The sequence below is a fragment of the Ruegeria sp. BG5 genome, from assembly GCF_056538425.1.
Genome location: NZ_JBQFTC010000004.1, coordinates 40,375 through 65,128 on the forward strand (window position 1 = coordinate 40,375; position 24,754 = coordinate 65,128).

A 24,754-nucleotide genomic window follows, 5' to 3' on the forward strand; every position below is an offset into this window, starting at 1 on the left:
TAGTTCACATTTGGCAAAGAAATCTGAGGCTCGAAAACGTGTTTGCGAAATTTTGCTGGGATTGTGTAGATTTATACTGTTCAGTTTTCCGGCATATCGCCAATCATGAGTTTTGAGTACAAGCAGGGGCAGGTTCCATAGAGCGCACGATCTTTCGTTTTATCTGGAAGTATTCCAAACGCGACCAGCTGATCCTGCTGGCCGTGACCTCGACGCTGTTTCCCTTGCTGTACCTGACGTTGGAGTTGCCCAAACGCATCATCAACGATGCGATCGGTGCCAGCAGCGATGTTGTGGATGTCTGGGGATACAGCCTGCCGCAGACCAATTTCCTGATCATCCTGTGTTTTGCCTTTCTTGCGGCGGTTCTGGCCCATGGCCTGATGAAGATGCGCATCAACACCATGAAAGGGGTGCTGAGCGAACGGATGCTGCGGCGCTTTCGTTATCAGTTGATCAGCCGTGCCCTGCGTTTCCCGCAGCCCTATTTCGAGCGGGTCAGTCAGGGTGAGATGGTGTCGATGATCACCGCCGAAAGCGAGCCGATGGGCGGGCTGATGGGGGATGCGATCAGCCAGCCGGTTTTGCAGGCGGGACAGATGATTACTATCCTGTCCTTCCTGTTCCTGCAAAGCGTCTGGTTCGGTCTGGCGGCGGTGGCCCTGATCCCCTTGCAGGCCTGGTTGATTCCGAAATTGCAGCGCCAGATCAACCTGTTGAACAAAAAACGCATACAAGAGGTGCGCGTGCTGGCCGCCCAGATCGGCGAGAATGCCGCCGGTGCCTCGACCCTGCGCGCCAATGGTGGCTGGCGCTATCGTCGCGCTATGATCTCGGATCAGTTGGGGCGGTTGTTCGGGATCCGGTTCGAGATCTATCAGAAGAAGTTCTTTATGAAGTTCATAAACAACTTCATCTCGCAACTGACGCCGTTCATGTTCTATCTGGTTGGCGGCTTGCTGGTGCTGCAGGGTTCGGTCTCGCTGGGGGCACTTGTGGCGGCTTTGGCGGCGTATAAGGACCTGAGCTCGCCATGGAAGGAACTGCTGACCTATTACAACCAGACGCAGGATATGTCGCTGCGCTGGGACGTTGTGATCGAACGCTTCGCGCCTTCGGGAATGCAGGACGAGAGACTATTCGAGGGTGAGCCACAGGCACGCCCGCATCTGAACGGCGACATCGTTCTGGATCACGTCTCGGTCCGCGATATGGACGGCAATCAGGTGCTGGACGATCTGAACCTGACGTTCCCGGGCGGCAAGATCATCGGCATCGCGGCCCCAAGCGAAGAAGATCGGCGCGCCGTAAGCGAATTGCTGACGCGCGAGATTCTGCCCAGCGCGGGCAAGGTGGCAATCGGTGAACATAATCTGTCCGAGCTTCATCAGGGTGTGGTGGCGGCGCGGATCGGCTATGCCTCGTCCCGGCCAGTCATGTTTCAGGGCACGCTGGGTGACAATGTCATGATGCCGATGCGGTTCAAGCCCTTGTCCGATCAGACGGATGATCCGGATTTTGCCGAAACCTTGCGGGCGGGCAACAGCGACGATCCGTTCCAGACCGAATGGCTGGACCCGTCCCTTGCCGGTTTGCAGGACGCCAGCGAGTTGCGGGACTGGTGGTTGAAGCTGATCGATGGAATGGGATCGGGTGCCGCCTTGTTCCAACGCGGGGCCGAGCAGGTCTTTGATCCGGACACCCATCCGGAGCTTGCGCGCAAATTGATCGATCTTCGCCCAAAGGTTCAGGAGGCTGTTCAAAAAGCGGGCCTGACGCAGCAGGCGCTGATCTTTGATCGCCAAAGCTATAACCCCGCGTTGCCGGTGGCCGAAAACCTGTTGTTCGCCACCCCACGCGTTCCGGTGACGCAGGATTTGCTGGCCAAACAGACCGTCTTCCTGGGCCAGTTGCGAGAGTTGGGTCTGGATGAGACGCTGATCGCCTTGACGCGCGACGTGATCGATATGTTGCGGCAGATCTTTGGTCTTGATGGCACCGATCACCCGCTGTTCCGCAAACTGGGGCTTGAGGCCGCAACCTACGAGACTGCTGTCGAACTGGTTGAGCGGACACGGAAAGAGGGTGCCTCGGGTCTGGACGACGAGCAATTGGCCAACCTGCTGGCCGTGCCATTGGTGATTTCCGCGGAACAAATCGGCCCGGCCTTCACGGATGAGCTGAAGAACCGCATTCTCGAACTGCGGCACAGCCATTCCGACAAGCTTTTAGCGCGGTTGCAAGATGTATTCGTTTCACTGGACCCGGATCAGTTCGCCCCCGGTCTGACGGTGATGGAGAACGCGCTGTTCGGCAAAGTCAGCCAGATCGGTGGCGCGCGATCCGATGAGGCCCGCAAGCTGATCGTCGATGTGCTGGCCGAAAACGGCGCGCGGCTTTTGGTTGTCGAGTTGATCTATGACGTTCCGGTTGCGCTGGGCGGTCAGAACCTGCCCGCCGTGTTTGCCGAGCCGCTGGCCTTCACCCGCGCGACGATCAAGAAACCCGACATCCTGATTCTGGAAAACGCGCTGGCCAGCTATGACATGCAGACGCAGGTAGCGGTCTACAAAAACCTGCGCGAACTGATGCCGGACACCACGGTCGTCTATTTGAACGATCAGTTCGAGAATCCGGACGTATTCGACATGTATGTCGAAATCCGGCAAGGTCGTGTGGTCACGGACGAAGGACCTGCGGACGTGGAAGAAGACAGCGCCGCCTCGGCTGACCTTGCGCGCAAGCTGCGCGCCCTGGAACAAACACCTCTGTTTTCCGGCCTGGATCGCAGACAATTGCGTCTGCTGGCCTTTGGTGCGCGTTGGTTCGAGGCGATCCCGGGGCAGGTCGTGTTCCTGAAGGACGATCAGCCGACCGATGGGGCCTATGTGGTTCTGGAAGGTGAGGCGGGCCTGTTCCTTCCGCAACCGGACGGCCCCGATCAACTGATTACCAAGGTGGGACCGGGTGAGCTGGTGGGCGAGTTGGGCCTGATCCGCAAGGAACCCCGCGCGCTGAGCATGGTGGCCGAGACCAAGATGTCCTGCCTGCGCATTGGTGAGGAGGAATTCCTGGCTGTGGTCGAAAACGACGCTGCGACCGCCTTCAAGCTGATGCAGGTGATTGCCGGTTACGTATCGAACTGACCGCTAACCGTCGGGCTTGCAGAAGAGTTCGTACAGCAACCCGATCACCTGCCGTGTGTTCCCATCTGCCAGCGAATAATAGATGGTCTTGCCATCGCGGCGGGTGGACACCAGATTTTCCTCGCGCAGCCGCGCCAGCATCTGGCTGACGGCCGCCTGCCGGATTTGCAGCAGGTCTTCCAACTGCCCAACCGATTTTTCCCCGTCGCCCAAATGGCACAGGATCATTAGACGCCCTTCATGGGCCAGTGTTTTGAGATAGGCCGCGGCGCTTGCCGCGTTTTCTTTCATATTTGCCGACGTATCAGGGGTTTCGTCGGTTAGTTCATTCAGGGTCACGGGTAGGCCACTTGTCCGATTGGGGTTGGCGCAATATGCCCCAACCCATACGGGCTTGTCACCCCTCGGTGGCGGGGGCTCCGCCCTGAAAGGCGTTGCCGTTGGCATAATCGCAGGGGTCTTCCTGCATTTGCAGGTGCAACCCGTCCCCGGTGTACGGGTGCGCGCGGGCCAGATCTTCGTTGACTTCGATCCCCAGACCGGGCGCGCTTGGTGGCGTGACAAAGCCGTCTTCGACCCGGATTGCGCCATTGATCAACTGATCATGGAACGGTGTTTCGATGGTTTCCAGCAACAGAAGATTCGGAATTGATGCGGCCAGATGCGTATTCGCGGCCCACTCCACCGGACCGGCATAAAGATGCGGGGCCATCTGCGCGTTGAAGACCTCGGCCATGGCGGCGACCTTCTTCATCTCCCATATCCCGCCAGCGCGGCCCAGGGCGGGTTGCAGAATCTCGGCGGCACCGGCGCGCAAAACTGCACCGAATTCGGCCTTGGTGGTCATGCGCTCGCCGGTTGCGACCGGGATGCGCACGTTGCGGGCGACGCGGGCCATATCCTCGATATTGTCCGGCGGGGTGGGTTCTTCGAACCACAGCGGCGAATAGGGTTCCAACGCCTGCCCCAACCGGATTGCGCCCGCCGTGTTGAACTGACCATGGGTGCCGAACAACAGGTCGGCTTTGTCTCCAACCGCTTCACGGATCGCTTTGCAGAACGCCACGGACATTGAGATGTCGGACATCGCGGGCATATGCCCACCCCGGATCGTATAAGGGCCAGCCGGGTCGAACTTGACCGCGGTATAGCCGCGCCGGACCATTTCAGCGGCGCATTCCCCGGCCTGATCCGGAGCGGTCCAGAAATCATTCAGGTTATGCTGGGGCAGGGGATACAAGTAGGTGTAAGAGCGGATGCGTTCGTTCATCAGCCCGCCCAGCAAGGCATAGACAGGCCGGTCCCGATCCTTGCCCAGAATGTCCCAGCAGGCGATTTCGAGCCCCGAGAACGCGCCCATGACGGTCAGGTCCGGGCGTTGGGTGAAACCGCTGGAATAGGCGCGGCGGAACATCAACTCGATATTCTCGGGGTTTTCGCCCAGCATGTGCCGTTCGAACACATCGCAGATCACGTGGCGCATGGCCTCGGGACCGATGGATGAGGCATAGCATTCGCCCCAACCGGTAATGCCTGTGTCGGTGGTCACTTTGACCAGTATCCAATAACGCCCGCCCCAGCCCGGTGCGGGTGGCGCTGTGATGATGATATCGAGGTCCTGCAGTTTCATCCCATGCCCTCCGGCCCTGTGGGTTTGACGTGTCGACGCGTGCGATGCGCCGGACTGTTTCAGCCACGGTGGCGCGGGAAGATGCAGGCCGCAAGGCGGAAATCGTCAGTTTGATGTCGCTGTTACGCCCTGGATTGGGCGGGCGCGCAAAAACAGCACACACCCTGCCAGCATCAGAACCAGCGCCAATAGGAACGGCGCGCCGGGCAGGTAGACAATTGTGTCCGGTCTGATGAACTGCGCGAAGATGCTGGTCATCAGCAGGGGTGAGATGACCATCGACAAGGCATGCAGCGATGTCAGGACGCCCTGCAATTCCCCCTGTTGCGAATCCGGTGTGGCGCGCGACATCATTGCCTGCAGTGCAGGAGTAATGACGGCGCCGATGGCGGTGATCGGGATCAGCATCAGGGCGATCAGGCCGTTGGTCAGAAAACCCAGAATACCAAAGCTGACGATTTCGAAAACCATCCCGTATATGATTGTCACCCGTTCACCCAGATAGCGGGTGGCAGGGCGGATCAACCCGCCCTGAACGGCTGCCATAGCAAGGCCGTACACGCCCAATGACACGCCGATCATCTGCGGGGACCATCCGAACCGCTCGGTCGTGAAATAGGCCCAGATGGCCGGATAGACATAGATCGACACCGAGTAGAGGAAATAGACCCACAGCAAGGGGCGAATGCCGGGCAGGGCGGCAATAGCCTTCAACGAATTGATCGGGTTCGCGCGCCTCAGACTGAAGGCCCGGCGGGTCTTGTCCGTCACCGTTTCCGGCATCACGAACAAGCCAATGGCAAAGGTCATTGCAGACAGGCCCGCGGCCGCCCAAAAAGGCGCGCGGGTGCCGTATTCGCTCAGCAATCCGCCCACGACAGGGCCCAGCACAAAACCGACGCCAAAAGCCGCCCCCAACAGCCCGAAATTCGCCGCCTTGTCCTGCGGTTTCGAGACGTCGGCCATGAAAGCGGCCGCCGTTGAATGCGTGGCCGCCGTGATCCCGCCGACGATACGGCCCGCCAGAAGCAGCCAGATACTGCCCGCCAGCGCCATGACCACATAGTCCAACACCATGACAAACAGGGATACCAGCAGAACGGATCGGCGTCCGTAAGCATCGGACAAGTTACCCAGAATCGGCCCGAATACGAACTGCATCGCGGCAAAGGCGGTGCTGAGGACGCCACCCCACACCGCCGCATTGGCCAGCGTACCGCCCTGAACCTCGACAATCAGTTGGGGCATGATCGGCATGACCAAGCCGATGCCCATTGCGTCGATCATGACGATGGAAAGAACAAAGACAAAAGGCAGGCGCATCAGAACCGTCACGTCGTTTCAACCCTCGCACCCTAGGCGGGGTTACTACGTTAGGAAAGAGTTGCCCGAGGTCATCTATGTTTGGTCATGCGACAATTGCTGTTTCAGATCAGACAGGATGTTGGCCAGTTGATCCGGGTGCGAAAAGAAGGCCGAATGCCCCGAGTGGATGGTGCGTCGGAACGCGGGCGGGATGCCCTCGCTCATCTTGCACTGATACTCAAAGGGTACTGTGTGGTCATCGCTGGTGGCGATATAGGCGCGCGGGACCTTTTGGTAGCGCGCGCCAAGATGCAAGGGTGTATCTTGCGGACGAATGGCCTGAGGACACAAGCGGCCAAAGGCGTAGGGCGTGATGTCCGGGTCGCAGTCGTGGTAGAACAGCTCTCTTACGCAGTCCGGACGGACGGTATAGGACAGCCCGTCGGCGGATTTTTCCACCGCGTCGGCAATCGTCTGGCTGGGTCCGCGGCGGCGCATTTCGACCATCGACAGACCGTCCTGCGGGACATAGGCGCTGAGGTAGATCAGCGCGCGCATGGCATCCGGCTGCGCCTCGGCCGCGGCGCTGATGGGATACCCGCCCCACGAATGGCCCACGACGATCGTTTCCGGTGTTGTCGCCGACAGGATAGAATCCCTGCACCCATCCAGCGTGACATCTGCGATGGGGGTTGGATCAGCGCCATGGCTGGGCATGTCGATGGCGCGGACCGAGTGGCCGAGGGATTCCAGCACAGGAATCAGGTCGCGCCAACACCACGCGCCGTGGCAGGACCCGTGGACCAAAAGGAAATCAGCCATGTATTGGCTCCTTCAAATATGCCCGATACCGGTCAAGAATTCGTTCAGCAAAGCTGCGTAGTCTTCAGGTTTTTCCACGCAGGGCAGATGGCCCGCCCTGCGCATCAGTTTAAAATCTGCGCCCGGGATCAACTCGACCGTCTCGCGCACCAAATCCGGTGGGGTCGAGCCGTCCTCGCTGCCGGCGATGCCTAAGGTGGGCAGCCGCAAGCCGCTGGTGGGCGTATAAAAATCCGTGCCCGCAATGGCCGCGCAGCATCCAAGATAGCCTTCGACCGGCTGCCCAACCATCATATCTCGCCACGGCAGATGTTTCTGCGCTGCCCGGAAATCCCGGGAAAACCAGCGCTCCATCGTGGCATCGGCCAATGCTTCGATACCGCCCTGTTGCACGGCCTGTATCCGATCCTGCCAAATCGGCGGGTTGCCGATCTTGGCTGCAGTGTTCGACAAGACCAGCGCGCGGACCTGATCCATGCGTTTGACGGCCAGACCTTGCGCAATCATACCACCGATGGACAGACCGACAAAGACACAGTCGCGCACCTCAAGGTGATCCAGCAACCGTTCGACATCCCGAATCAGAGCACCCATGGAATAAGGGCCACGCGGGACTGAGGATTGCCCATGCCCGCGTTTGTCATACCGGATGATCCGCAGCCCGGCGGGCAGATGGGGCAGAATTGCGTCCCAAAGATGCAGATCGGTGCCCAGCGAATTGGCAAAGACAATAGGGGCGCCATCCGGGGCGCCATCGATCCGGTAATGCAGCTTTACATCGCCAAAATCCGCGCAGGTCATGCGTTTGATCCTTCTGTCCGTGTCGATGTTTTGCACAGAACTGTGGCGATTGTCAGGTCAGGAATTCCAACGCCTTTGCAAATACTTCCGGGTCGGCGTTTCCGCCGGATGCCACCACGATCACGGCGTCACCTTCGATCTCGTCTGTCCGGAACAGGGCCGATGCCAGCGCCACGGCCCCGCCTGGCTCCAGCACGACTTTCAGGCGTAGGAAGGCCAAGGCCATGGCGCGCAGCGCCTCGTCCTCGGTGATCGACAGGCCGGGGCCGCAAAGGCGTTTCAGAATCGGGAAGGTAATTTCACCCGGCTGCGGGGTCAGAATCGCATCGCAAATATTGCCCGAGGTCGCCGCGTTCTTCTGGATCTGCCCCGTTGCCAAAGAGCGTTTTACGTCATCGAACCCCTCGGGCTCACACGGGCGGGGGCGCAGGTCGGGGGCGTGTTTCTCCAGCGCCAGCGCGATGCCCGAGGTCAGACCGCCACCGCCGCAACATACCAGCACATCAGCCTGAGTAACGCCCAACGCCTTGGCCTGACGTGCGATCTCAAGGCCCACCGTGCCTTGGCCGGCGATGACCTGAGGTTCGTCATAGGGGCGGATCAGGGTCAGCCCGCGATCCGAGGCCAAAGCCTCGCCAATCTCTTCACGGCTCTCGCTCGCGCGGTCATACAATACCACCTCGCCCCCCAAAGCACGTGTGTTGTCGATCTTCAACTGCGGCGCGTCCGAGGGCATGACGATCACTGACGCCACGCCATGTTTCGACGCAGCCATGGCAATGCCCTGCGCATGGTTGCCCGAGGAATAAGCGATCACCCCGCGCTGCCGTTGATCCGGTTTCAGCGCCGAGATGGCCGACCACGCGCCGCGAAATTTGAAACTGCCGGTGTGTTGCAGGCACTCGGGCTTCACCAGAACACGTCGACCCGCGATCTGGTCCAGAAAGGGCGAGGTCAGAATCGGGGTTTCCCGAGCATGTCCATGCAGCCGTTCAGCGGCGGCTTCGATCAGTTCAATCGTACTCATGTCACACTCAGGACCCTGCGAATGATGTCTAAGGATTCGGGTTCATCCAGAAACGGGACGTGCCCGCGATTCGGAATCTCGGCCGAAATCAAGCCGGGGTGGCGGTTGTGCATCTCGGTCAGCGTCTCGGCACCCAGAACATCCGAATTTGCGCCCCTCAGCACGCCTGTTGGAATGTCGCGCAGGGCGTCGAAGAACATCCACATATCCGGGATCGCGCCGGTAGCCGCCTGTTCCAGCAAAGCCGTGCGCAGGGCAGGATCGTAGCGCAGGCTCAGGCCGTCAGAGGTTGCCGCGTACTGGATCTCGGCCTGCGCACGCCAGCGTTCGTATGGAACGCCCGGGAATTGCGGCTCCATCACGGATTGCAGGGACTTGGCGGCTTCGTCATAGGTTTTCGAAACCGGGGTCTTGCCGACGTAATCCATGATCTTGGCGATGCCCGCAGGTTCGATCACGGGGCCCACATCGTTCAGGATCACATGCGTCAAGCGTTCAGGGTGGCTGGCGGCAAGGGCCATGGCGATCAATCCACCGCGTGACGTGCCCAGAATCGCAGCTTTCGGCACATCCAGATGATCCAGCAATTCGATCGCGTCGTGGGATTCGCGAAAGATGTTGTAGTTCATGAAATCCGGATCGTAATCGGACTGCCCGCGCCCCCGGTAGTCCATCATGATCAGGCGTTTGTCGCCAAGGTGCGGCTGCATAAAAGAAAAATCGCGGCTGTTGCGCGTCAATCCCGCCAGACACAGCACCGGTTGACCGGAGCCTGTATCCTCAAAATGAAGCCGCCTGCCGTCTGAGGTCGTGAAATCAGGCATCAAAGCCCCGCCAGTTCGGGGATCGAGGTCAGGTCGGACAGCACATGTGCGGGTGTCCAGGGCAGCCGGTCCATCGGTTCCCCGGCGCGGTTGACCCATGCGGTGACAAAGCCGTATCCGCTTGCCCCGGCAGCGTCCCAGCCGTTCGAACTGACGAACAAGACCTCGTCGCGGGCGCAGCCGAACCTGCCCTGCACCAGATCGTAGACTCGGACATGCGGCTTGAAGACACCAACACTTTCGACCGAAAGCACGTCGTCCAGAACGCCCTCGATCCCGGCCGATTTCACCGCGCCTTCCAGCATCGGGGGCGAGCCGTTGGACAAGATCGCCGATTGCAGGCCGCCATCCTTGAGCGCCTTCAGCATGGCCGGAACTTCGGGGTAGGCTTGCAGTTCCCAGTACAGGTCCAGCAAACGCTGCCGCAGTTTGGCATCCCCTTGCAAACCGGCGGCTTCCAGCGCCCAGTCCAGACCGTCCTGCGTCACATCCCAGAAATCGGCATGGGCATCGGCCACGGCCCGCAACCAGGTGTATTGCAACTGTTTCAGACGCCAATGCCCTGCAACCTCGGGCCAGGTGTCGCGCAATGCCTCAAAGCCGGGCTCGGATGCGGCCTGACGGGCGGCTGCGGCCACGTCGAACAACGTGCCATAGGCATCGAAGATACAAGTTGTGATTGCCATCTGCTCCCCTCCACATTCGGGCGCAGGTTGGCACACAAGGGCAGGGCGTTAAAGGGCGAAGGGTTTACATCATTGTGTAAGCCCCTAGGGTTGGCCGTTCAGTTCCCAAACGGCCCGGAGGCCCCAATGACCGACATCAAACAAGGCGACACGGTTCGCATCCACTACACCGGGACGCTGCTGGACGGAAACGTCTTTGACAGCTCGGACGGGCGCGATCCGCTGGAGTTTGTCGTGGGCTCGGGCCAGATCATCCCCGGTCTGGACAGCGCCATGCCGGGGCTGGCGGTCGGGGACAAAAAGCGGGTCGAGATTGCCTGCGTTGACGCTTATGGCCCGATTAACCCGGCGATGCGGCAGGTTATTCCTCGGGAAGGCATTCCGGATGACATTCCGCTTGAACCCGGTACGCAGTTGCAGATGCAAACCCCGGACGGTCAGGCGCTGCCGGTTATGGTGGTCGAGGCGAATGAGGCGACCGTGACACTGGATGCCAACCATCCATTGGCCGGGCAGGACCTGATCTTCGAGATCGAGGTCGTCTCGGTCAACTGATCGTGGGGCTATCCCAGTAGGGCTTCGATCGCGCCGCGCACCTGCGGCTGCGTAAAGAACACGAACAGCACCAGCAGAGTGGTCAGGGTCAGCAACAGCACGCGGGCGCGTTGGCTCAGGAAGCCCGATTTGCGTCGGGCCGTCCGGGCATTGCTTGCGATGATCTGGTCAAATTTGCTCATGCTGCAATCCCTGCCGCTGAAAGATGGTTAAATCTTGGCGGCGGCAGGGAAAGATATGGTCACATGAAATCGGGCTGTGGCATTCCGAGCACGTGAAAACCGCCATCGACGCGGATAATCTCGCCCGATGTGCAGGCACCCGCGTCAGATGTCAGGTAAACCGCTGTCCCGCCAACAGCCTCCAGCGTGGCGTTCGAACGCATCGGTGCGTTCTGGTCGCAGAACTTGTAGGTCTTGCGCGCGCCGCCGATGGCCGCACCCGCAAGCGTTTTCATCGGGCCGGGTGAAATGGCGTTCACGCGGATGCCTTCGGGGCCCAGATCATTGGCCAGATAGCGCGTTGCCGACTCCAGCGCGGCCTTGGCGACGCCCATGACGTTGTAGTTTGGAACAACGCGGTTCGACCCCTGGTAAGTCAGTGTCAGCAGCGAGCCGCCATTGTCCTTCATCATTGGATAGGCGCGGCGTGCGACCTCGACAAAGGAATAGGCCGAAACGTCCATCGAGTGCTTGAAGTTCGCCCGTGTGGTGTCCAGGAACCGGCCCGCCAGTTCCGACTTGTCGGAATAGGCAATTGCGTGAACCAGAAAATCAATCGTGGGCCAACGCGCGGCCAATTCTGCGAAGGCACGATCCAGCGAGGCGTCATCGGTGACATCCGCATCTACCATGAAATCGCTGCCAAGACTTTCGGCCAGCGGCGCCAACCGCTTGCCGAATGCCTCGCCCTGATAGGTGAATGCCAGCTCTGCGCCTGCTTCGTGCATGGCCTTGGCGATGCCCCACGCAATCGAGCGGTCATTGGCGACGCCCATGATCAGGCCGCGCTTACCCTTTAGAAGTTCCGACATCACATTCACCCGTTATACTTTGACAGAATCATGGATCCGTTGGTGCCGCCAAAGCCGAAGCTGTTGGTCATGACACTGTCCAGTCCTGCGTTTTCAACTGTTTTCGTTGCAATTTCACCGGGCAGGATGCCTTCGGCAAGTGTGTCGACATTGATCGACGGAGTAATAAAGTCGTTGTCCAGCATCAGCAGACAGAAGATCGCCTCAAGCGCGCCAGCCGCGCCCTGGGCGTGGCCGGTCATCGACTTGGTCGAGGAAATCGGCGGCACGTTGCCTTCGCCAAAGATGCGGCGGACGGCTTCGACCTCACCCACGTCACCGACCGGGGTCGAGGTACCGTGTGCGTTGATGTAGCCCACCTTGCGGCCTTCGGGCAGCGTATCCAGCGCCAGTCGCATGGCGCGCTCTCCGCCTTCTCCGGATGGGGCCACCATGTCGTGACCGTCCGAGGTGGCGGCATAGCCCGTGACCTCGGCATAGATCTTGGCACCGCGCGCCAGCGCATGTTCCAGCTCTTCCAGCACGACGATGCCGCCGCCGCCCGAGATCACGAATCCGTCGCGGTGTTCATCAAACGCGCGCGAGGCTTTTTCGGGCGTGTCATTGTATTTCGACGACATCGCGCCCATCGCGTCGAACAGGCAGGACAGGGTCCAGTCCAGCTCTTCTCCGCCGCCTGCGAACATCACGTCCTGCTTGCCCAGCATGATCTGTTCCGCCGCGTTGCCGATGCAGTGCAGCGACGTCGAGCAGGCCGAGGTGATAGAGTAGTTGATACCCTTGATCTTGAACGCAGTCGCGAGGTTGGCGGAAATCGTCGAACACATGCATTTGGGAACCGCAAAGGGCCCGATCCGCTTGGTTGCGCCGGTTTTCAGAACCGTCTGATGCGCCGTCAGCATGGCGCTTGTGGATGGCCCGCCGGAACCGGCCACCAGACCCGTGCGCGGGTTGACCACCTGGTCTTCGCCCAACCCGGAATCGGCAATCGCCTGGCTCATGGCGATATGGGCATAGGCTGCGCCGGGGCCCATGAACCGCAGGGTACGCTTGTCCACATGCTCGGCCACGTCGATTTTCAGCGTTCCGGCGATCTGGCTGCGAAAGCCATGTTCGACCATCTGTTCGTTGGCTTCGATGCCGGATTTGCCAGCTTTCAGCGAGGCCAGAACCTCTTGGGCATTGTTGCCGATAGAGGAGACGATCCCCAGACCGGTGACAACTACTCGACGCATGTGCGTGCTCCTTACATTCGGGCCGGTCAGGCTCAGGCTTCGGACAGAACGACTTTCATGTCTTTGACGTCGTAAATCATTTCACCGTCCGCTTCGACGATACCATCCGCGACGCCCATGGTCAGGCGGCGGGTCTGGATCGCCTTTTTGAAATCAATTTTATACGTCAGCATCTTGCGGTCCGGGCGCACCATTCCGGTCAGCTTGACCTCGCCCACGCCGACCGCCATGCCGCGCCCCTGCCAGCCGCGCCAGCCCAGGTTGAAGCCGGTCAGCTGCCACAGGCCGTCCAGACCAAGGCAGCCGGGCATGATCGGGTTGCCGGGGAAGTGACAGTCAAAGAACCAAAGATCGGGCGTAATGTCGAACTCTGCCAGAACATGGCCTTTGCCATGCGCACCCCCGTCTGCCGAAATATCGGTGATCCGGTCCATCATCAGCATCGGCGGGGCGGGCAATTGCGCGTTGCCGGGGCCAAAAAGCTCGCCTCGTGCGCATTTCAGCAGATCGTCTTTGTCAAAGCTGCTCGGGAATTGGGCCATTCTTGCCGCCTCTCCTGCCAGGGGTCAGTTCGTTATATCTGGCCTCGTCTAACACCCGTATGCAAGGTCCTGCAAGAGCGGCAGGCCACGTCATGGTGTTCCAGCGACACTCTTTTCCCTGCACCCGCAAGGTTTTTGCGAATGAATTTCATTTGAAATTCCTGACCAAGCGACCCTATATATATAACCAGCAAGAACGGGTATCGGATTTGTGACACCTCAGAGCCGGAACATAGCGACAAATTGGTTGGAAGGCGCGGGTTTGCGCCCGACGCGTCAGCGTGTGGCATTGGCCGAATTGCTGGTTGGGGACGGGCGTCATCGTCACGTGACAGCCGAAAGCCTGTTTGACTCGGCCAAGTCCAATGGCGACGCAGTGTCGCTGGCGACGGTCTACAACACCCTGCGTGCGTTTTGCGACGCCGGTGTTTTGCAGGAAATCACGGTGGACGGATCGAAAAGCTATTTCGACACCAACACGCATGACCACCCGCATTTCTTCTGGGAAGACGAGGGCCGCCTGAGCGATGCGCCATCAGAGCAACTGGTCATTCAACGCCTTCCCGAAGCCCCGGAAGGGGTCGAGATCGCCTCGGTCGACGTGGTTATCCGCCTGCGCAAAAAGCAGTAACCTAAAACGCCGTTAGTCTGTCCAGCAGGGTTTGCTCGGCCAGAGCGACTGTTGCATCGACCGGTCCTGTCCCGTGCCGGGCCAATACGACAGCCTCGGGCGCGTCTTTGTCTGTAATCGGAAGGCTGACCAAGGGCTTGGCGTCGTAGCTAAGCGCATTCGAAGGGCTGGCATAGCTGATCGCGATCCCCTCGCCATGTGCGGCAAGGCTGCGTTGAATCTCGAGCGTTGCGGCCCTGTGCGCGACCGTTGGGTGCAGCCCGTTTTGCCGGAACAGGGTCAGCACATGCTGCGCGGACAGGCCTTCCTTGGACAGAATAAGGGGGTCATTTGCTAACCTTGCCAGCGAAACAGTTCCAGCCGACGCCAGGGGATGATCTGGGGGGACAAGGGCGCAAGGCACTGAGTCGAACAGCTTTTGCCGGACAAAACCCGCATCCATGCCCAGATCATAGGTGATGGCAATGTCGATCTGTCCGTCGATGAGGCAGTCCTGCAATCCCTCGAAGCTTTCAACCCGGTAGGACACAGCAACATCCGGCATGACCGCCTTCAGGGCCTGCAACGCCGAGGCCAGATGGAAGGGTGCCAGATCGACGAAACAGCCCAACCTCAACTGGGATGATCCCTGCGACACGGGCGAGGGGCCTTCGGTCGCCGCCGCCGCGCTTACCAACCCTTGTGCCTGTTCGATGAACCGGCGGCCCTGCGGCGTCAAAGCCATGGCCGCCCCGCGCCTGCGGGTGAACAGAGGATAGCCAAGATGCGATTCGACCCGCGTCAGCGCAGTGGACAGCGCCGGTTGCGAGACATTGAGGGCCTGAGCCGCCGCAGACAGGCTGCCATGACGCCCGATGGCGCAGACATATTCATACTGGCGCAGGGAAATATATAACATCAGGTTATTTATAACTTCCAAAGATATGATTTGAACAGAAGACATGGTTGGCATTTAACCGATGCAAACATCAAGGAGGTCGCCATGCCACATCCCCTCGTATCCAAAGAGATGATCGACACTTACCAGACCGACGGCGTTGTCCTGATAAAAGGGCTGTTTGCCGATCACGTGGATCAATTGCGCGACGGCGTGGCGGCGAACATGGCAGAGCCTGGGCCCTATGCCTCGGAGAACAGAAAAGAGGGTCAGACCGGCCTGTTCTTTGACGATTACTGCAACTGGACCCGAATCCCGCAGTTTCGCGAGGTGATTGAGAATTCTCCGGCGGCCGAAGTGGCGGCTGATCTGATGCAGTCGAACAGCGTGCAGATGTTCCACGATCATGTGCTGGTCAAAGAACCCGGCACCTCGATGGCGACGCCCTGGCATCAGGACGGGCCGTATTACTTTGTCGAAGGGCAGCAGACCATCAGCTTCTGGTCACCGCTGGACCCGGTGAAACAGGCCACATTGCGTTGCGTTGCCGGATCGCATCGGTGGGAGAAAGAGGTTCTGCCGACCCGTTGGGTCAGTGAAGAGGGGTTCTTTCCGGATGAAGGTCAGTACATTCCCGTTCCCGATCCGGATGCCGAGGGCATGAAGGTTGTTGAGTTTGAGATGGAGCCGGGCGACGCCGTGGCCTTCAACTATCGCACGCTGCACGGTGCGCGTGGCAATCATTCGGACAGCCGCCGCAGGGCGTTCTCATTGCGGTTGGTTGGGGATGACGCGCGGTATGTGGACCGTCCGGGCCGGACCTCACCGCCATTTCCGGGGCATGACATGGTTCCGGGTCAGCGCCTGCGCGAGGATTGGTTCCCGGTCTTGCTGCAACGCTGATGGGGGGCTCTGCCCCCGCCGCGGCAAGCCGCGACTCCCCCGGGATATTTTTGGCCAGATGAAGAGCAGATCAGAACCACTGGCCGGGTTCCATCAGACCCAGCTCCATCAACTGATCTGACCGCCACTGGAACGGAACCGAGTTGCGCCAGCGGAAGCTGGGGATGTCGAAGGTGGAGCCCGCATTGCTTTTGAGGGCTTTTGCAGCGCGGAACGAGCAGATCGCAGCCGTCAGGTTGTGATGCCAGGGGCAGGAATAGGTGTTGTATTCCGGCTGGTTGAATGTGTGGTCCGGTTGAAGCGTCAGCTCTTTTTCGGCCTTGAACAGGGCGATCCTGTCGATGCGGCGTCGTTCATAGGGGATATGGTCCTCGAACCGCCAGCGCAGACCGCCGGACATGTCGAGTTGACGGTCGAGCGGTTGCCCCGTCGCGTCGTGGCGGGTGTGGGCATAGTAACCGGTACTGTCGAGCATGGCACTGTTCGGGGCGACGCCATTGGGGAATTGCGTCAGATCATCCGCGTACAAGTCGATCACATGGCATAGCATCGACGCGCGGCGTTCCTCGGTATGGAAGGCCAGCATCTCGCCAATGCTGCGGGTCTCGCAGAACGGATAGAACAGATATTCGGCATTGTAGCAATAGTATAGCCAGACACCCGGCGCGGCCTTTGTGATGCGGTTGACCGTGTCGAAGACAACAGACCCCGGGGCGCATTTCAACGTAACGCGATGCACCTGTTCGCTGATGGCCGCGCTCAGATCGAACTCGGCGGGCATGAAGGCGATCACGGATTTGAACCCGAGGCTCAGGTGGTGGTGCAGCGTGCTTTCGACCTCGACCTCATCCTCGGCAAAGACAAGCGCGACGGGACCTTTGCGCAGGGCGGTCTGACCCGATTTCAGGAAGGTATCGAGGGATTCGTACTGCATCGCCTGTTTTCGTTCGCGCCTTGCTGGAAAGTTCCGCCAAATTCGGGTAATTGCGCCCGCATTGCAAGCGGCGTTCGAAGCATATAGATGACGCCGATCCAGCGACTGCAAAGGCCCGATCCATGTCCGAACCGAAAAAGCTGTTTATCAAGACCTATGGCTGTCAGATGAACGTCTATGACAGCGAGCGCATGGCCGAGACGCTGGGCGGGCAGGGTTATGTCGAGACCAAGTCGGCGGACGATGCGGATATGATTCTGCTGAACACCTGTCACATCCGGGAAAAGGCGGCCGAGAAGGTGTATTCCGAACTGGGTCGGTTCAAGGGGCTGAAGGCCGAGAAACCCGATCTGAAGATCGGCGTTGCCGGGTGCGTGGCGCAAGCCGAGGGCGAAGAGATCATGCGGCGTCAACCGCTGGTCGATCTGGTGGTTGGCCCGCAAAGCTATCACCGCTTGCCCGAGATGGAGGCCAAGACCCGTACCGGGGCCAAGGCGCTGGACACGGATTTCCCCGAAGAGGATAAGTTCGAGAAGCTGAAGAACCGCCCCAAGGCCAAGCGCGGCCCGACGGCGTTTTTGACAGTGCAGGAAGGCTGCGACAAGTTCTGTGCCTTTTGCGTCGTGCCCTATACCCGCGGGGCCGAGGTCAGCCGCCCGGCGGATCGTATCATCCGCGAAGCGCAGGATCTGGTGGAACGTGGGGTCCGCGAAATCACCCTGCTGGGTCAAAACGTCAACGCCTATCACGGGGCGGGCCAAAATGGCGACATGACGCTGGCGGGTTTGATCTGGGAGTTGAACAAGGTTGATGGGCTGAAGCGTATCCGCTTTACCACCTCGCACCCCAACGACATGGCGGATGATCTGATCGAGGCGCATGGCACCTGCGAGAAACTGATGCCGTATCTGCATTTGCCGGTTCAGTCGGGCTCCGACCGGATATTGAAACGGATGAACCGCAGCCACACGGCTGAAAGCTATCTGCGCCTGATCGAGCGTATCCGGGCGGCGCGTCCCGATATCGTTATGTCGGGTGACTTCATCGTCGGATTCCCGGAAGAAACCGAAGAGGATTTTCAGGCGACGCTGGATTTGGTTGAGCAGGTCAAATACGGCTATGCCTATTCGTTCAAATACTCGACCCGACCGGGTACTCCGGCGGCAGAGCGGGCGCAGGTGGATCCGGATGCGGCCGATGATCGTTTACAGCGCTTGCAGGCCTTGATCACGCGCCATCAACGCGAAATTCAGGATGCGATGGTGGGCCGGACGGTGCGTGTCCTGTTCGAAAAATCCGGGCGTCTTGACGGGCAGATGGTGGGTAAATCCGAGTATCTGCATTCGGTTCACGTCAAGGGCCCTGAAATAGCGGTTGGAGATCTGCGCGACGTTCGCATCACCGAATCGGGGGCAAATTCGCTGGCGGGTGAACTGCTTTAGGTTGACGATTATCCGTCGATGAATGGCCAATTGTGGTGTTTGTTTCCAAAATTTACCCTTGATTTATTGCTTGGAACTATGTTCCGACGAAGGTCAGATTTTTGACAGACGAATATGGAAGCGTCTTTCAATTGTCGTTGGGCGTCGAATCACAGGCCTTGTCGACGTGTGATGGAGGGTACGAGTGGAAGTTCTTAGGGCATTGAAAATACCGGGTCCCTGGCGTGTTTTGCCGGTGGCCTCGGTCGTGACCATTCTGGCCAGTGCGACCATGGCGGGGGATGTGATCGGGGATATCACCGAACCGGATGTGGTCAGCCCGTTGCGTTACAGCAGCGATGTCCAAGCGTTCTACCTTGGATTGGGGGCAGGTTACGGATCGGGCGGCGATGATCGCTTTGGCCTGAGGACCAGTACCGATGTTTTTGCGATTGGCGAACAGGACGTTAGCGGATCTTACGGTGAAATCCGCGGCGGTTGGCGGGGCGTTGTCCCGACAAGCCTGGGTCGAGACTATGTCTACGGGTTCGAGGTTGGCTACAATTTCGGCTCGTTGGACGACACTGTCTCAACGCAAATCGGCAGCGATACGGTGCGCGGCGGAACCGAGATTTCGAATGTGCTGTCCGTGCGCCTGCGAAATGGCCTGACCAACAAAAGCGGACGTATCCTGTATTTCGTGAGCGTTGGATATGTCTGGGGCGATATCGAAACCACCAGCAGTATCTCGTCCGAATTCGCCAGCCAGTCGTTTGAAGACTCGGACCGCCGTGGAGGATTCTCGGCCAGTATCGGGGCCGAGCATAAGTTGAACGACAATTGGTCGATCACCGGAGAGTATGAATATATCCGCTTCGACTCGCGCGATGTGGATCTCGGATCCGACTTTTCCACCAAATCCACGCCCGGATATCAGGGGCTGAAATTTGGCCTCAACTACACGTTCTGACACGGGTCCTTGATGTCCTTTCGTGCTGGCCGGTTGGCGGTTTTGTCATCCGAATCGGAATTTTTGAATCTGTGGCTTGCGCCCACCAAGATTTGTTGTCTACGCTCGGGGTGAAACGCCAAGACAGGAGAACGGATTGGCCATCGGTGCCCTGACCCCACCGCAAGATGAAATGCCCCAGCGCGAGGCGTTTGTAGAGTTTCCCGATAACCGTTTGTTGATTGATCTTTGCGGCGAATATGACCGCAATCTGACCGACATCGAACACAAGCTGTCCGTGCAGATCGTGCGCCGTGGCAACCAGTTGGTTGTGATGGGCGAAGAGGATGCTCAGAAGCAGGCGATTGAGGTTTTGCAGTCGCTTTATGCCCGTCTGGAGGGTGGCCGCGACGTCGAAGCCGCCGATGTGGACCGCGAATTGCGCATGGGCAATTCCGAACAGGGCACGGGCAGTCGCGACGGCGATCAGCTTGAGATGTTCAAGGGCGGCGCGGTTGAGATCAAGACGCGCAAGAAACTGGTCGAGCCGCGCACGGATGCGCAAAAAGCCTATGTGCAATCGCTGTTCAACAACGAATTGGCCTTTGGCATCGGGCCGGCGGGGACCGGCAAGACCTATCTGGCCGTGGCCGTTGGCGTGTCGATGTTCCTTGGGGGACACGTGGATCGCATCATCCTCAGCCGTCCTGCCGTCGAGGCGGGCGAAAAGCTGGGCTATCTGCCCGGCGATATGAAGGACAAGGTCGATCCCTATATGCAGCCGCTTTATGACGCGCTGAACGACTTCCTGCCGGGCAAGCAGCTGGCGAAACTGATCGAGGAAAAGCGAATCGAGATCGCTCCGCTGGCGTTCATGCGCGGTCGCACGCTGGCCAACGCCTTTGTGGTGCTGGATGAGGCGCAGAACGCCACGACGATGCAGATGAAGATGTTCCTGACGCGATTGGGCGAGGGCAGCCGCATGGTCATCACCGGCGACCGGTCGCAGGTCGATCTGCCGCGCGGCGTGCAATCGGGGCTGGCCGATGCCGAACGTCTGCTGAAGACCATTCCAAATATCAGTTTCAACTACTTCACGTCCAAGGATGTGGTGCGCCACCCGCTTGTCGCCGCCATTATCGAAGCGTATGAGGCCGATGCGGGCCGTGAGACAGGTTGATCCATGGCCCCGAAACGGGGCTTTGGGCTGACAATATGAACCTGGAAGTAACAATCGAAGATGCGCGTTGGCAGGGGCTGGAGGCGTTGACCAAGCCAGCAATTGCGGCGGTTCTGGAGTATTGCGCGTTGGACGCCGAAATCTGCGAGATCAGCGTTCTGGGCTGCGATGACGACCGCATCGCACAGCTCAACGCTGAGTTCCGGGGCAAACCCACGCCCACGAATGTGCTCAGCTGGCCCGCCGAGGATCTTGCCGCCGAGGAGCCGGGCGGCAAACCCGACCGGCCCGATCCGGATTTCACTGGCGAAATTGCGTTGGGCGACATCGCGATCTCATATGACACCTGCGCGCGCGAGGCTGCCGAGGCGGGGAAATCCACAGATGATCACGTGACACATCTGATCATTCACGGAATGTTGCATTTGCTGGGCTATGATCACATTCGTGACCCGGATGCCACCTTGATGGAGGCTGTTGAGGTCGAGATACTTGGCAAACTGGGTATCGATAACCCATATAATGGATGAAGCGGGTACTTTCACCCGGACAATTGGAACAGGAAAATGGGCGACACAGACGGCAGTTCTAGGGCGGCGCACAGCGCGCAACCACAGGACAGCACCACGGAAATAGCTGAGAGAAGCGGTTTCTTTTCTCGGATTTTTGACGCGTTTACCGGTCAGGACGAAGATCAGGAAAGTTCTGTCAACGGCCAGCAGGTCGCGGCCCATCAGCCCCGAGGCATGATCAACCTGCGCCGGATGCGGGTCGAAGACGTTGCGATCCCCACGGCCGAGATCATCTCGGTTCCCTCGACAACCACCAAGGACGAGTTGGCGCAGCTGTTCCGCGAAAGCGGCCTGTCACGCATACCGGTCTATGAAGGGACGTTGGACACGCCGCTTGGGTTTGTTCACCTCAAGGATTTCGCGCTGACGCATGGGTTCAACGGCGGATCGGCCGAGTTCGATCTGGTGTCAATGCTGCGCACCTTGCTTTTTGTGCCGCCGTCGATGCCGATCGGTGTGCTGATGACCAAGATGCAAACCGAACGCCGCCACATGGCGCTTGTGATCGATGAATATGGCGGCGTCGATGGTCTGGTCACCATCGAGGATCTGATCGAACAGGTCGTGGGTGAGATCGCCGACGAGCATGACGCCGACGAAGATCAGCTATGGGTTCAGGAAAAACCCGGCTGCTACATCGTTCAGGCCCGCGTGCCGCTTGAGGATTTCGAGGCCGAGATCGGCCGGTCCCTGACCAGCCACGAGGATGTGGACGAGGAAGAAATCGACACGTTGGGCGGTCTTGTGTTCCTGCTGTCGGGTCGCGTGCCTGCGCGGGGCGAGGTCGTCCTGCATCCCGAAGGCCCCGAGTTCGAGGTTCTGGACGCCGATCCCCGGCGCATCAAACGCCTGCGTGTCATGCTGCCGGACGTGACTGCATGACCCCTGTCCGGGGCTGGCCCTTCAGCCTGAGGTTTGTTGCAACCGCCGCGTTGGGGGCGCTGGGCGCATTTGGTCTGGCCCCTTTCGGGTACTGGGTCGCCACTCTGCTGGCTTTTGTGCTAATCGCTCCGCTGTTTCTGGCTTCTGAAACGCGTGCTCGTGCGGCTTGGTTGGGCTGGGCTTTTGCGACCGGATATTTCGCCCATGCGCTAAGCTGGATTATTGAGCCGTTTCAGGTGGATGCAGAACGCCACGCCTGGATGGCCCCATTCGCTCTTGTCTTCATGGCGGGTGGGTTGGCGCTGTTTTGGGCGGCGGCATTCTGGGTCTCGCACGGGCGCGGGACCGCAATGCGCCAGGCCCTGTTTTTGGCTTTGGCCCTGTCGCTTGCCGAGTTTGCGCGGGGATATGTGCTGACCGGATTTCCTTGGGCTGGGCTGGCTCAGGTCTGGATCGATACACCTGCAGCGCAGCTTTTGTCCTTGGTTGGCCCCTACGGCCTGGGGGCACTGATGCTGTTAGTCACGCTTCCTGTTGGTGCGGCGCTGACGGGCCAGCGAACCGGGCGCGGGTTCCTTGTACCCGCCGTTTTTGTTGTGGCAAGCGTTGCGTTGACACTGGGTTATGCCGGTTCAAGGCCATCTGTTCTGAACACCGAAAATACTGTGCGGTTGGTCCAGCCAAACGCGCCTCAGCACCAGAAATGGGACCCGGCTTACGCGCCCCTGTTCTTCATGCGGCAGATCGAGTTCACGGCGGCCGAGCCGCGGCCCGATCTGATCGTTTGGCCGGAAACCGCGGTTCCCGCATGGCTCAGCAGCGCCGATCCATATCTCGAAGCCATTGCCGATGCGGCGCAGGGCACCCCCGTCGTGCTGGGCATTCAGCGCGGAGACGGCCCGCGGATCTATAACTCGATGATCTATCTGGATGAGGTTGGCGCGCGGACAGGTCTCTATGACAAGCACCATCTTGCCCCGTTTGGGGAATACATCCCGTTTGGCGATCTGCTCGGCCAGTTCGGCATTCACGGTCTGGCTGCAACGACGGGCCACGGCTTCAGCGCCGGTCCGGGACCGGAGCTGTTGGACATTGGCGCCTTGGGCCGTGCCGTGCCGCTGATCTGCTACGAGGCCGTGTTCCCGCAGGACGTCAACGGCGCGCCGGGGCGGGCAGATTTCCTGTTGCAGATCACCAATGATGCGTGGTTCGGCACCCGTTCCGGCCCCTACCAGCATTTGGTGCAGGCCCGTATGCGCGCCATTGAACAAGGCCTGCCCCTGATGCGCGCCGCCAATACCGGAGTGTCGGCGATGATCGACCCGCTGGGCCGGGTTACCGCGTCCTTGCCCTTGGGTGAGGCGGGCTATGTCGATGCCGTTTTGCCACAACCGCAGGCTCGGACCATTTATTCCCAAATCGGGGATAAAGCTGTCTTTGTCGCGCTATTGTTGCTTTTTGCCGGTGTCTTGGCCTTTGCCCGCAGGGGGCGATCTGAATTACCGATTGACCCGGTTTAACAAGGCGCGTATCCCCGCAAAAGCCTGTCACAACGGCTTCCTGGCGTGACAGAGAAATCTTAATGGAGCACTTTTATGTCCAGACAGAACTATACATTTACTTCGGAATCGGTTTCCGAAGGGCACCCGGATAAGGTTTGCGACCGGATCTCGGATGCCGTCCTTGACGCATTTCTGAATGAAGAACCCGAAGCACGCGTGGCGTGCGAAACCTTTGCGACCACGGATCGTGTCGTGATTGGTGGCGAAGTAGGTCTGTCTGATCAGGAAAAGCTGCACGACTATATGGGCCGCATCGACGAGATCGCGCGCGCCTGTATCAAGGATATCGGCTACGAGCAGGACAAATTCCACCATGAGACGGTCGAGGTGACGAACCTGCTGCACGAACAATCGGCCCATATCGCGCAGGGCGTGGATGCCTCGGGCGATAAAGACGAAGGTGCCGGTGATCAGGGCATCATGTTCGGTTACGCAACGACCGAAACGCCCGCGCTGATGCCCGCGCCGATCCAGTATTCGCACGCGATCCTGCGGCGTCTGGCCGAGGTGCGCAAGAACGGGTCCGAGCCTGCGCTGGGTCCGGACGCCAAATCGCAGCTGTCAGTTGTGTATCGCGACGGTAAACCGGTTGGCGTCAGCTCGATCGTGCTGTCGACACAGCATCTGGACGAGGCGTTAAGCTCTGCCGACATCCGCGCCATTGTTGAGCCTTATATTCGCGAAACTCTGCCCGAAGGCTGGTTGACCAACGAAACCGAATGGCACGTGAACCCCACAGGTAAGTTCGTGATCGGCGGCCCCGATGGCGATGCTGGTCTGACCGGGCGCAAGATCATCGTGGACACCTATGGCGGCGCGGCTCCGCATGGCGGCGGCGCGTTCTCGGGCAAAGACCCGACCAAAGTGGACCGCTCGGCTGCATACGCGGCCCGTTATCTGGCGAAGAACGTAGTTGCCGCGGGTATGGCCGAACGCTGCACCATTCAGCTCAGCTATGCGATTGGCGTATCCAAGCCTTTGTCGATCTACGCGGACACGCATGGTACAGGGCAAATCTCGGATGCCGAGATCGAGCAGGCGGTTGGGCAGGTCATGGACCTGACCCCACGCGGTATTCGCCAGCATCTGCAACTGAACAAGCCGATCTACCAGCGCACCGCAGCCTATGGCCATTTCGGGCGCACACCCGATGCTGATGGCGGTTTCAGCTGGGAACGAACCGACCTGACGGATTCGCTGAAAGCGGCGGTCTGACCTTCTGCTATCAAAAGGTGCG

Annotated in this window: 25 protein-coding genes and 1 riboswitch; of the genes, 11 read left to right on the forward strand and 14 right to left on the reverse strand. The window is 59.7% G+C overall.

Translation table 11 applies throughout. From position 1 onward, the window contains the following. Positions 1 to 149 precede the first annotated feature (149 nt). Entirely contained in the window at positions 150 to 3,146 is a 2,997-nt protein-coding gene (locus ACR0KX_RS13685; protein ID WP_170454594.1) for an ABC transporter transmembrane domain-containing protein, read from the forward strand. Between the two features lie 3 nt (positions 3,147 to 3,149). Here ACR0KX_RS13685 and ACR0KX_RS13690 read toward each other — a convergent pair whose 3' ends face one another. The 8 genes from ACR0KX_RS13690 to ACR0KX_RS13725 form a co-directional block, all read right to left on the reverse strand. Next, a complete protein-coding gene (locus tag ACR0KX_RS13690) occupies positions 3,150 to 3,437 on the reverse strand; it encodes a metalloregulator ArsR/SmtB family transcription factor (protein WP_170623909.1) in 288 nt (95 codons plus the stop codon). A gap of 106 nt (positions 3,438 to 3,543) precedes the next feature. Continuing rightward, complete coding sequence (locus ACR0KX_RS13695; RefSeq protein ID WP_170623850.1) at positions 3,544 to 4,776, reverse strand: mandelate racemase/muconate lactonizing enzyme family protein; 1,233 nt, start codon at positions 4,774 to 4,776, stop codon at positions 3,544 to 3,546. A gap of 105 nt (positions 4,777 to 4,881) precedes the next feature. After that, positions 4,882 to 6,099 (reverse strand): TCR/Tet family MFS transporter, encoded by a 1,218-nt coding sequence (locus tag ACR0KX_RS13700; RefSeq protein ID WP_170623907.1) that lies wholly within the window; start codon positions 6,097 to 6,099, stop codon positions 4,882 to 4,884. A gap of 75 nt (positions 6,100 to 6,174) precedes the next feature. Then, positions 6,175 to 6,903: an alpha/beta fold hydrolase gene (locus tag ACR0KX_RS13705; RefSeq protein WP_170623848.1), complete on the reverse strand. Its 729-nt coding sequence runs from the start codon at positions 6,901 to 6,903 to the stop codon at positions 6,175 to 6,177. A 12-nt stretch (positions 6,904 to 6,915) separates the two neighbouring features. Beyond that, positions 6,916 to 7,704 carry a 3-oxoadipate enol-lactonase gene (gene pcaD, locus ACR0KX_RS13710; protein WP_170623846.1) on the reverse strand — a complete coding sequence of 263 codons (789 nt, stop codon included), beginning with the start codon at positions 7,702 to 7,704 and terminating at the stop codon, positions 6,916 to 6,918. A 52-nt stretch (positions 7,705 to 7,756) separates the two neighbouring features. Next, positions 7,757 to 8,731 (reverse strand): threonine/serine dehydratase family protein, encoded by a 975-nt coding sequence (locus ACR0KX_RS13715; RefSeq protein WP_170623844.1) that lies wholly within the window; start codon positions 8,729 to 8,731, stop codon positions 7,757 to 7,759. Further along, positions 8,728 to 9,555, reverse strand: coding sequence for an alpha/beta fold hydrolase (locus ACR0KX_RS13720; RefSeq protein WP_170454470.1), 828 nt, complete (start codon positions 9,553 to 9,555; stop codon positions 8,728 to 8,730). Before ACR0KX_RS13720 ends, ACR0KX_RS13715 begins: the two co-directional genes overlap by 4 nt. Then, positions 9,555 to 10,241: a haloacid dehalogenase type II gene (locus ACR0KX_RS13725; protein WP_170454468.1), complete on the reverse strand. Its 687-nt coding sequence runs from the start codon at positions 10,239 to 10,241 to the stop codon at positions 9,555 to 9,557. Before ACR0KX_RS13725 ends, ACR0KX_RS13720 begins: the two co-directional genes overlap by 1 nt. A gap of 126 nt (positions 10,242 to 10,367) precedes the next feature. Here ACR0KX_RS13725 and ACR0KX_RS13730 point away from each other — a divergent pair, with 126 nt between their 5' ends. Then, on the forward strand, positions 10,368 to 10,796 hold the full coding sequence (locus ACR0KX_RS13730) for an FKBP-type peptidyl-prolyl cis-trans isomerase (protein WP_170623842.1): 429 nt from the start codon (positions 10,368 to 10,370) through the stop codon (positions 10,794 to 10,796). An 8-nt stretch (positions 10,797 to 10,804) separates the two neighbouring features. On the opposite strand, the gene ACR0KX_RS13735 is transcribed toward ACR0KX_RS13730, so the two are convergent. Genes ACR0KX_RS13735 through fabA form a run of 4 tightly spaced genes read right to left on the reverse strand, consistent with a single transcriptional unit; the run spans position 10,805 to position 13,606 of the window. Next, entirely contained in the window at positions 10,805 to 10,978 is a 174-nt protein-coding gene (locus ACR0KX_RS13735) for a hypothetical protein (protein WP_170454464.1), read from the reverse strand. A 59-nt stretch (positions 10,979 to 11,037) separates the two neighbouring features. Next, entirely contained in the window at positions 11,038 to 11,829 is a 792-nt protein-coding gene (locus ACR0KX_RS13740; RefSeq protein ID WP_170454462.1) for an enoyl-ACP reductase FabI, read from the reverse strand. Between the two features lie 5 nt (positions 11,830 to 11,834). Beyond that, positions 11,835 to 13,064 carry a beta-ketoacyl-ACP synthase I gene (gene fabB, locus ACR0KX_RS13745; RefSeq protein WP_170623841.1) on the reverse strand — a complete coding sequence of 410 codons (1,230 nt, stop codon included), beginning with the start codon at positions 13,062 to 13,064 and terminating at the stop codon, positions 11,835 to 11,837. Positions 13,065 to 13,096: 32 nt separating this feature from the next. After that, entirely contained in the window at positions 13,097 to 13,606 is a 510-nt protein-coding gene (fabA, locus tag ACR0KX_RS13750; protein WP_170326986.1) for a bifunctional 3-hydroxydecanoyl-ACP dehydratase/trans-2-decenoyl-ACP isomerase, read from the reverse strand. 211 nt (positions 13,607 to 13,817) lie between these two features. Between fabA and irrA the strand changes: the two genes are divergently transcribed. Then, positions 13,818 to 14,237: an iron response transcriptional regulator IrrA gene (gene irrA, locus ACR0KX_RS13755; RefSeq protein ID WP_170454458.1), complete on the forward strand. Its 420-nt coding sequence runs from the start codon at positions 13,818 to 13,820 to the stop codon at positions 14,235 to 14,237. Position 14,238: 1 nt separating this feature from the next. Here the strand turns inward: irrA and ACR0KX_RS13760 are convergent, their stop codons facing one another. Next, a complete protein-coding gene (locus ACR0KX_RS13760; RefSeq protein WP_170623839.1) occupies positions 14,239 to 15,135 on the reverse strand; it encodes a LysR family transcriptional regulator in 897 nt (298 codons plus the stop codon). Between the two features lie 84 nt (positions 15,136 to 15,219). Here ACR0KX_RS13760 and ACR0KX_RS13765 point away from each other — a divergent pair, with 84 nt between their 5' ends. Next, on the forward strand, positions 15,220 to 16,017 hold the full coding sequence (locus ACR0KX_RS13765; protein ID WP_170623837.1) for a phytanoyl-CoA dioxygenase family protein: 798 nt from the start codon (positions 15,220 to 15,222) through the stop codon (positions 16,015 to 16,017). 70 nt (positions 16,018 to 16,087) lie between these two features. On the opposite strand, the gene ACR0KX_RS13770 is transcribed toward ACR0KX_RS13765, so the two are convergent. Beyond that, positions 16,088 to 16,951, reverse strand: a complete 864-nt coding sequence (locus ACR0KX_RS13770) for a glycosyltransferase family 2 protein (RefSeq protein ID WP_480708517.1) — start codon at positions 16,949 to 16,951, stop codon at positions 16,088 to 16,090. A 122-nt stretch (positions 16,952 to 17,073) separates the two neighbouring features. Here ACR0KX_RS13770 and miaB point away from each other — a divergent pair, with 122 nt between their 5' ends. From miaB to metK, 7 genes are all read left to right on the forward strand, one after another. Further along, the gene (gene miaB / locus ACR0KX_RS13775; protein WP_170454444.1) at positions 17,074 to 18,393 is read left to right on the forward strand and encodes a tRNA (N6-isopentenyl adenosine(37)-C2)-methylthiotransferase MiaB; all 1,320 of its coding nucleotides are present in this window, start codon (positions 17,074 to 17,076) and stop codon (positions 18,391 to 18,393) included. A 184-nt stretch (positions 18,394 to 18,577) separates the two neighbouring features. Next, the gene (locus ACR0KX_RS13780; protein WP_480580062.1) at positions 18,578 to 19,342 is read left to right on the forward strand and encodes an outer membrane protein; all 765 of its coding nucleotides are present in this window, start codon (positions 18,578 to 18,580) and stop codon (positions 19,340 to 19,342) included. 136 nt (positions 19,343 to 19,478) lie between these two features. Further along, on the forward strand, positions 19,479 to 20,501 hold the full coding sequence (locus ACR0KX_RS13785; RefSeq protein WP_170520443.1) for a PhoH family protein: 1,023 nt from the start codon (positions 19,479 to 19,481) through the stop codon (positions 20,499 to 20,501). Between the two features lie 35 nt (positions 20,502 to 20,536). Further along, positions 20,537 to 21,031, forward strand: coding sequence for an rRNA maturation RNase YbeY (gene ybeY, locus ACR0KX_RS13790; protein WP_170454439.1), 495 nt, complete (start codon positions 20,537 to 20,539; stop codon positions 21,029 to 21,031). Positions 21,032 to 21,067: 36 nt separating this feature from the next. Next, a complete protein-coding gene (locus ACR0KX_RS13795) occupies positions 21,068 to 21,955 on the forward strand; it encodes a hemolysin family protein (protein WP_170454429.1) in 888 nt (295 codons plus the stop codon). Further along, the gene (gene lnt, locus ACR0KX_RS13800; RefSeq protein ID WP_480708518.1) at positions 21,952 to 23,475 is read left to right on the forward strand and encodes an apolipoprotein N-acyltransferase; all 1,524 of its coding nucleotides are present in this window, start codon (positions 21,952 to 21,954) and stop codon (positions 23,473 to 23,475) included. Before ACR0KX_RS13795 ends, lnt begins: the two co-directional genes overlap by 4 nt. Positions 23,476 to 23,496: 21 nt before the next feature. After that, positions 23,497 to 23,545: riboswitch (SAM-SAH riboswitch) on the forward strand. Positions 23,546 to 23,550: 5 nt separating this feature from the next. Beyond that, positions 23,551 to 24,732, forward strand: a complete 1,182-nt coding sequence (gene metK, locus ACR0KX_RS13805) for a methionine adenosyltransferase (protein ID WP_480708519.1) — start codon at positions 23,551 to 23,553, stop codon at positions 24,730 to 24,732. Positions 24,733 to 24,754: the final 22 nt, after the last annotated feature.

Excerpts from the sequence above, each read along its gene's own strand:
- metK (WP_480708519.1), top strand. The coding sequence starts at position 23,551 with ATGTCCAGACAGAACTATACATTTACTTCGGAATCGGTTTCCGAAGGG.
- ACR0KX_RS13795 (WP_170454429.1), top strand. The coding sequence starts at position 21,068 with ATGGGCGACACAGACGGCAGTTCTAGGGCGGCGCACAGCGCGCAACCA.
- ybeY (WP_170454439.1), top strand. The coding sequence starts at position 20,537 with ATGAACCTGGAAGTAACAATCGAAGATGCGCGTTGGCAGGGGCTGGAG.
- ACR0KX_RS13720 (WP_170454470.1), bottom strand. The coding sequence starts at position 9,555 with ATGCCTGATTTCACGACCTCAGACGGCAGGCGGCTTCATTTTGAGGAT.
- ACR0KX_RS13730 (WP_170623842.1), top strand. The coding sequence starts at position 10,368 with ATGACCGACATCAAACAAGGCGACACGGTTCGCATCCACTACACCGGG.
- ACR0KX_RS13765 (WP_170623837.1), top strand. The coding sequence starts at position 15,220 with ATGCCACATCCCCTCGTATCCAAAGAGATGATCGACACTTACCAGACC.
- lnt (WP_480708518.1), top strand. The coding sequence starts at position 21,952 with ATGACCCCTGTCCGGGGCTGGCCCTTCAGCCTGAGGTTTGTTGCAACC.
- pcaD (WP_170623846.1), bottom strand. The coding sequence starts at position 7,704 with ATGACCTGCGCGGATTTTGGCGATGTAAAGCTGCATTACCGGATCGAT.
- fabA (WP_170326986.1), bottom strand. The coding sequence starts at position 13,606 with ATGGCCCAATTCCCGAGCAGCTTTGACAAAGACGATCTGCTGAAATGC.
- ACR0KX_RS13715 (WP_170623844.1), bottom strand. The coding sequence starts at position 8,731 with ATGAGTACGATTGAACTGATCGAAGCCGCCGCTGAACGGCTGCATGGA.
- ACR0KX_RS13770 (WP_480708517.1), bottom strand. The coding sequence starts at position 16,951 with ATGCAGTACGAATCCCTCGATACCTTCCTGAAATCGGGTCAGACCGCC.
- fabB (WP_170623841.1), bottom strand. The coding sequence starts at position 13,064 with ATGCGTCGAGTAGTTGTCACCGGTCTGGGGATCGTCTCCTCTATCGGC.
- ACR0KX_RS13740 (WP_170454462.1), bottom strand. The coding sequence starts at position 11,829 with ATGTCGGAACTTCTAAAGGGTAAGCGCGGCCTGATCATGGGCGTCGCC.
- ACR0KX_RS13700 (WP_170623907.1), bottom strand. The coding sequence starts at position 6,099 with ATGCGCCTGCCTTTTGTCTTTGTTCTTTCCATCGTCATGATCGACGCA.
- ACR0KX_RS13760 (WP_170623839.1), bottom strand. The coding sequence starts at position 15,135 with ATGTTATATATTTCCCTGCGCCAGTATGAATATGTCTGCGCCATCGGG.
- ACR0KX_RS13735 (WP_170454464.1), bottom strand. The coding sequence starts at position 10,978 with ATGAGCAAATTTGACCAGATCATCGCAAGCAATGCCCGGACGGCCCGA.
- ACR0KX_RS13725 (WP_170454468.1), bottom strand. The coding sequence starts at position 10,241 with ATGGCAATCACAACTTGTATCTTCGATGCCTATGGCACGTTGTTCGAC.
- ACR0KX_RS13695 (WP_170623850.1), bottom strand. The coding sequence starts at position 4,776 with ATGAAACTGCAGGACCTCGATATCATCATCACAGCGCCACCCGCACCG.
- ACR0KX_RS13690 (WP_170623909.1), bottom strand. The coding sequence starts at position 3,437 with ATGAAAGAAAACGCGGCAAGCGCCGCGGCCTATCTCAAAACACTGGCC.
- miaB (WP_170454444.1), top strand. The coding sequence starts at position 17,074 with ATGTCCGAACCGAAAAAGCTGTTTATCAAGACCTATGGCTGTCAGATG.
- ACR0KX_RS13705 (WP_170623848.1), bottom strand. The coding sequence starts at position 6,903 with ATGGCTGATTTCCTTTTGGTCCACGGGTCCTGCCACGGCGCGTGGTGT.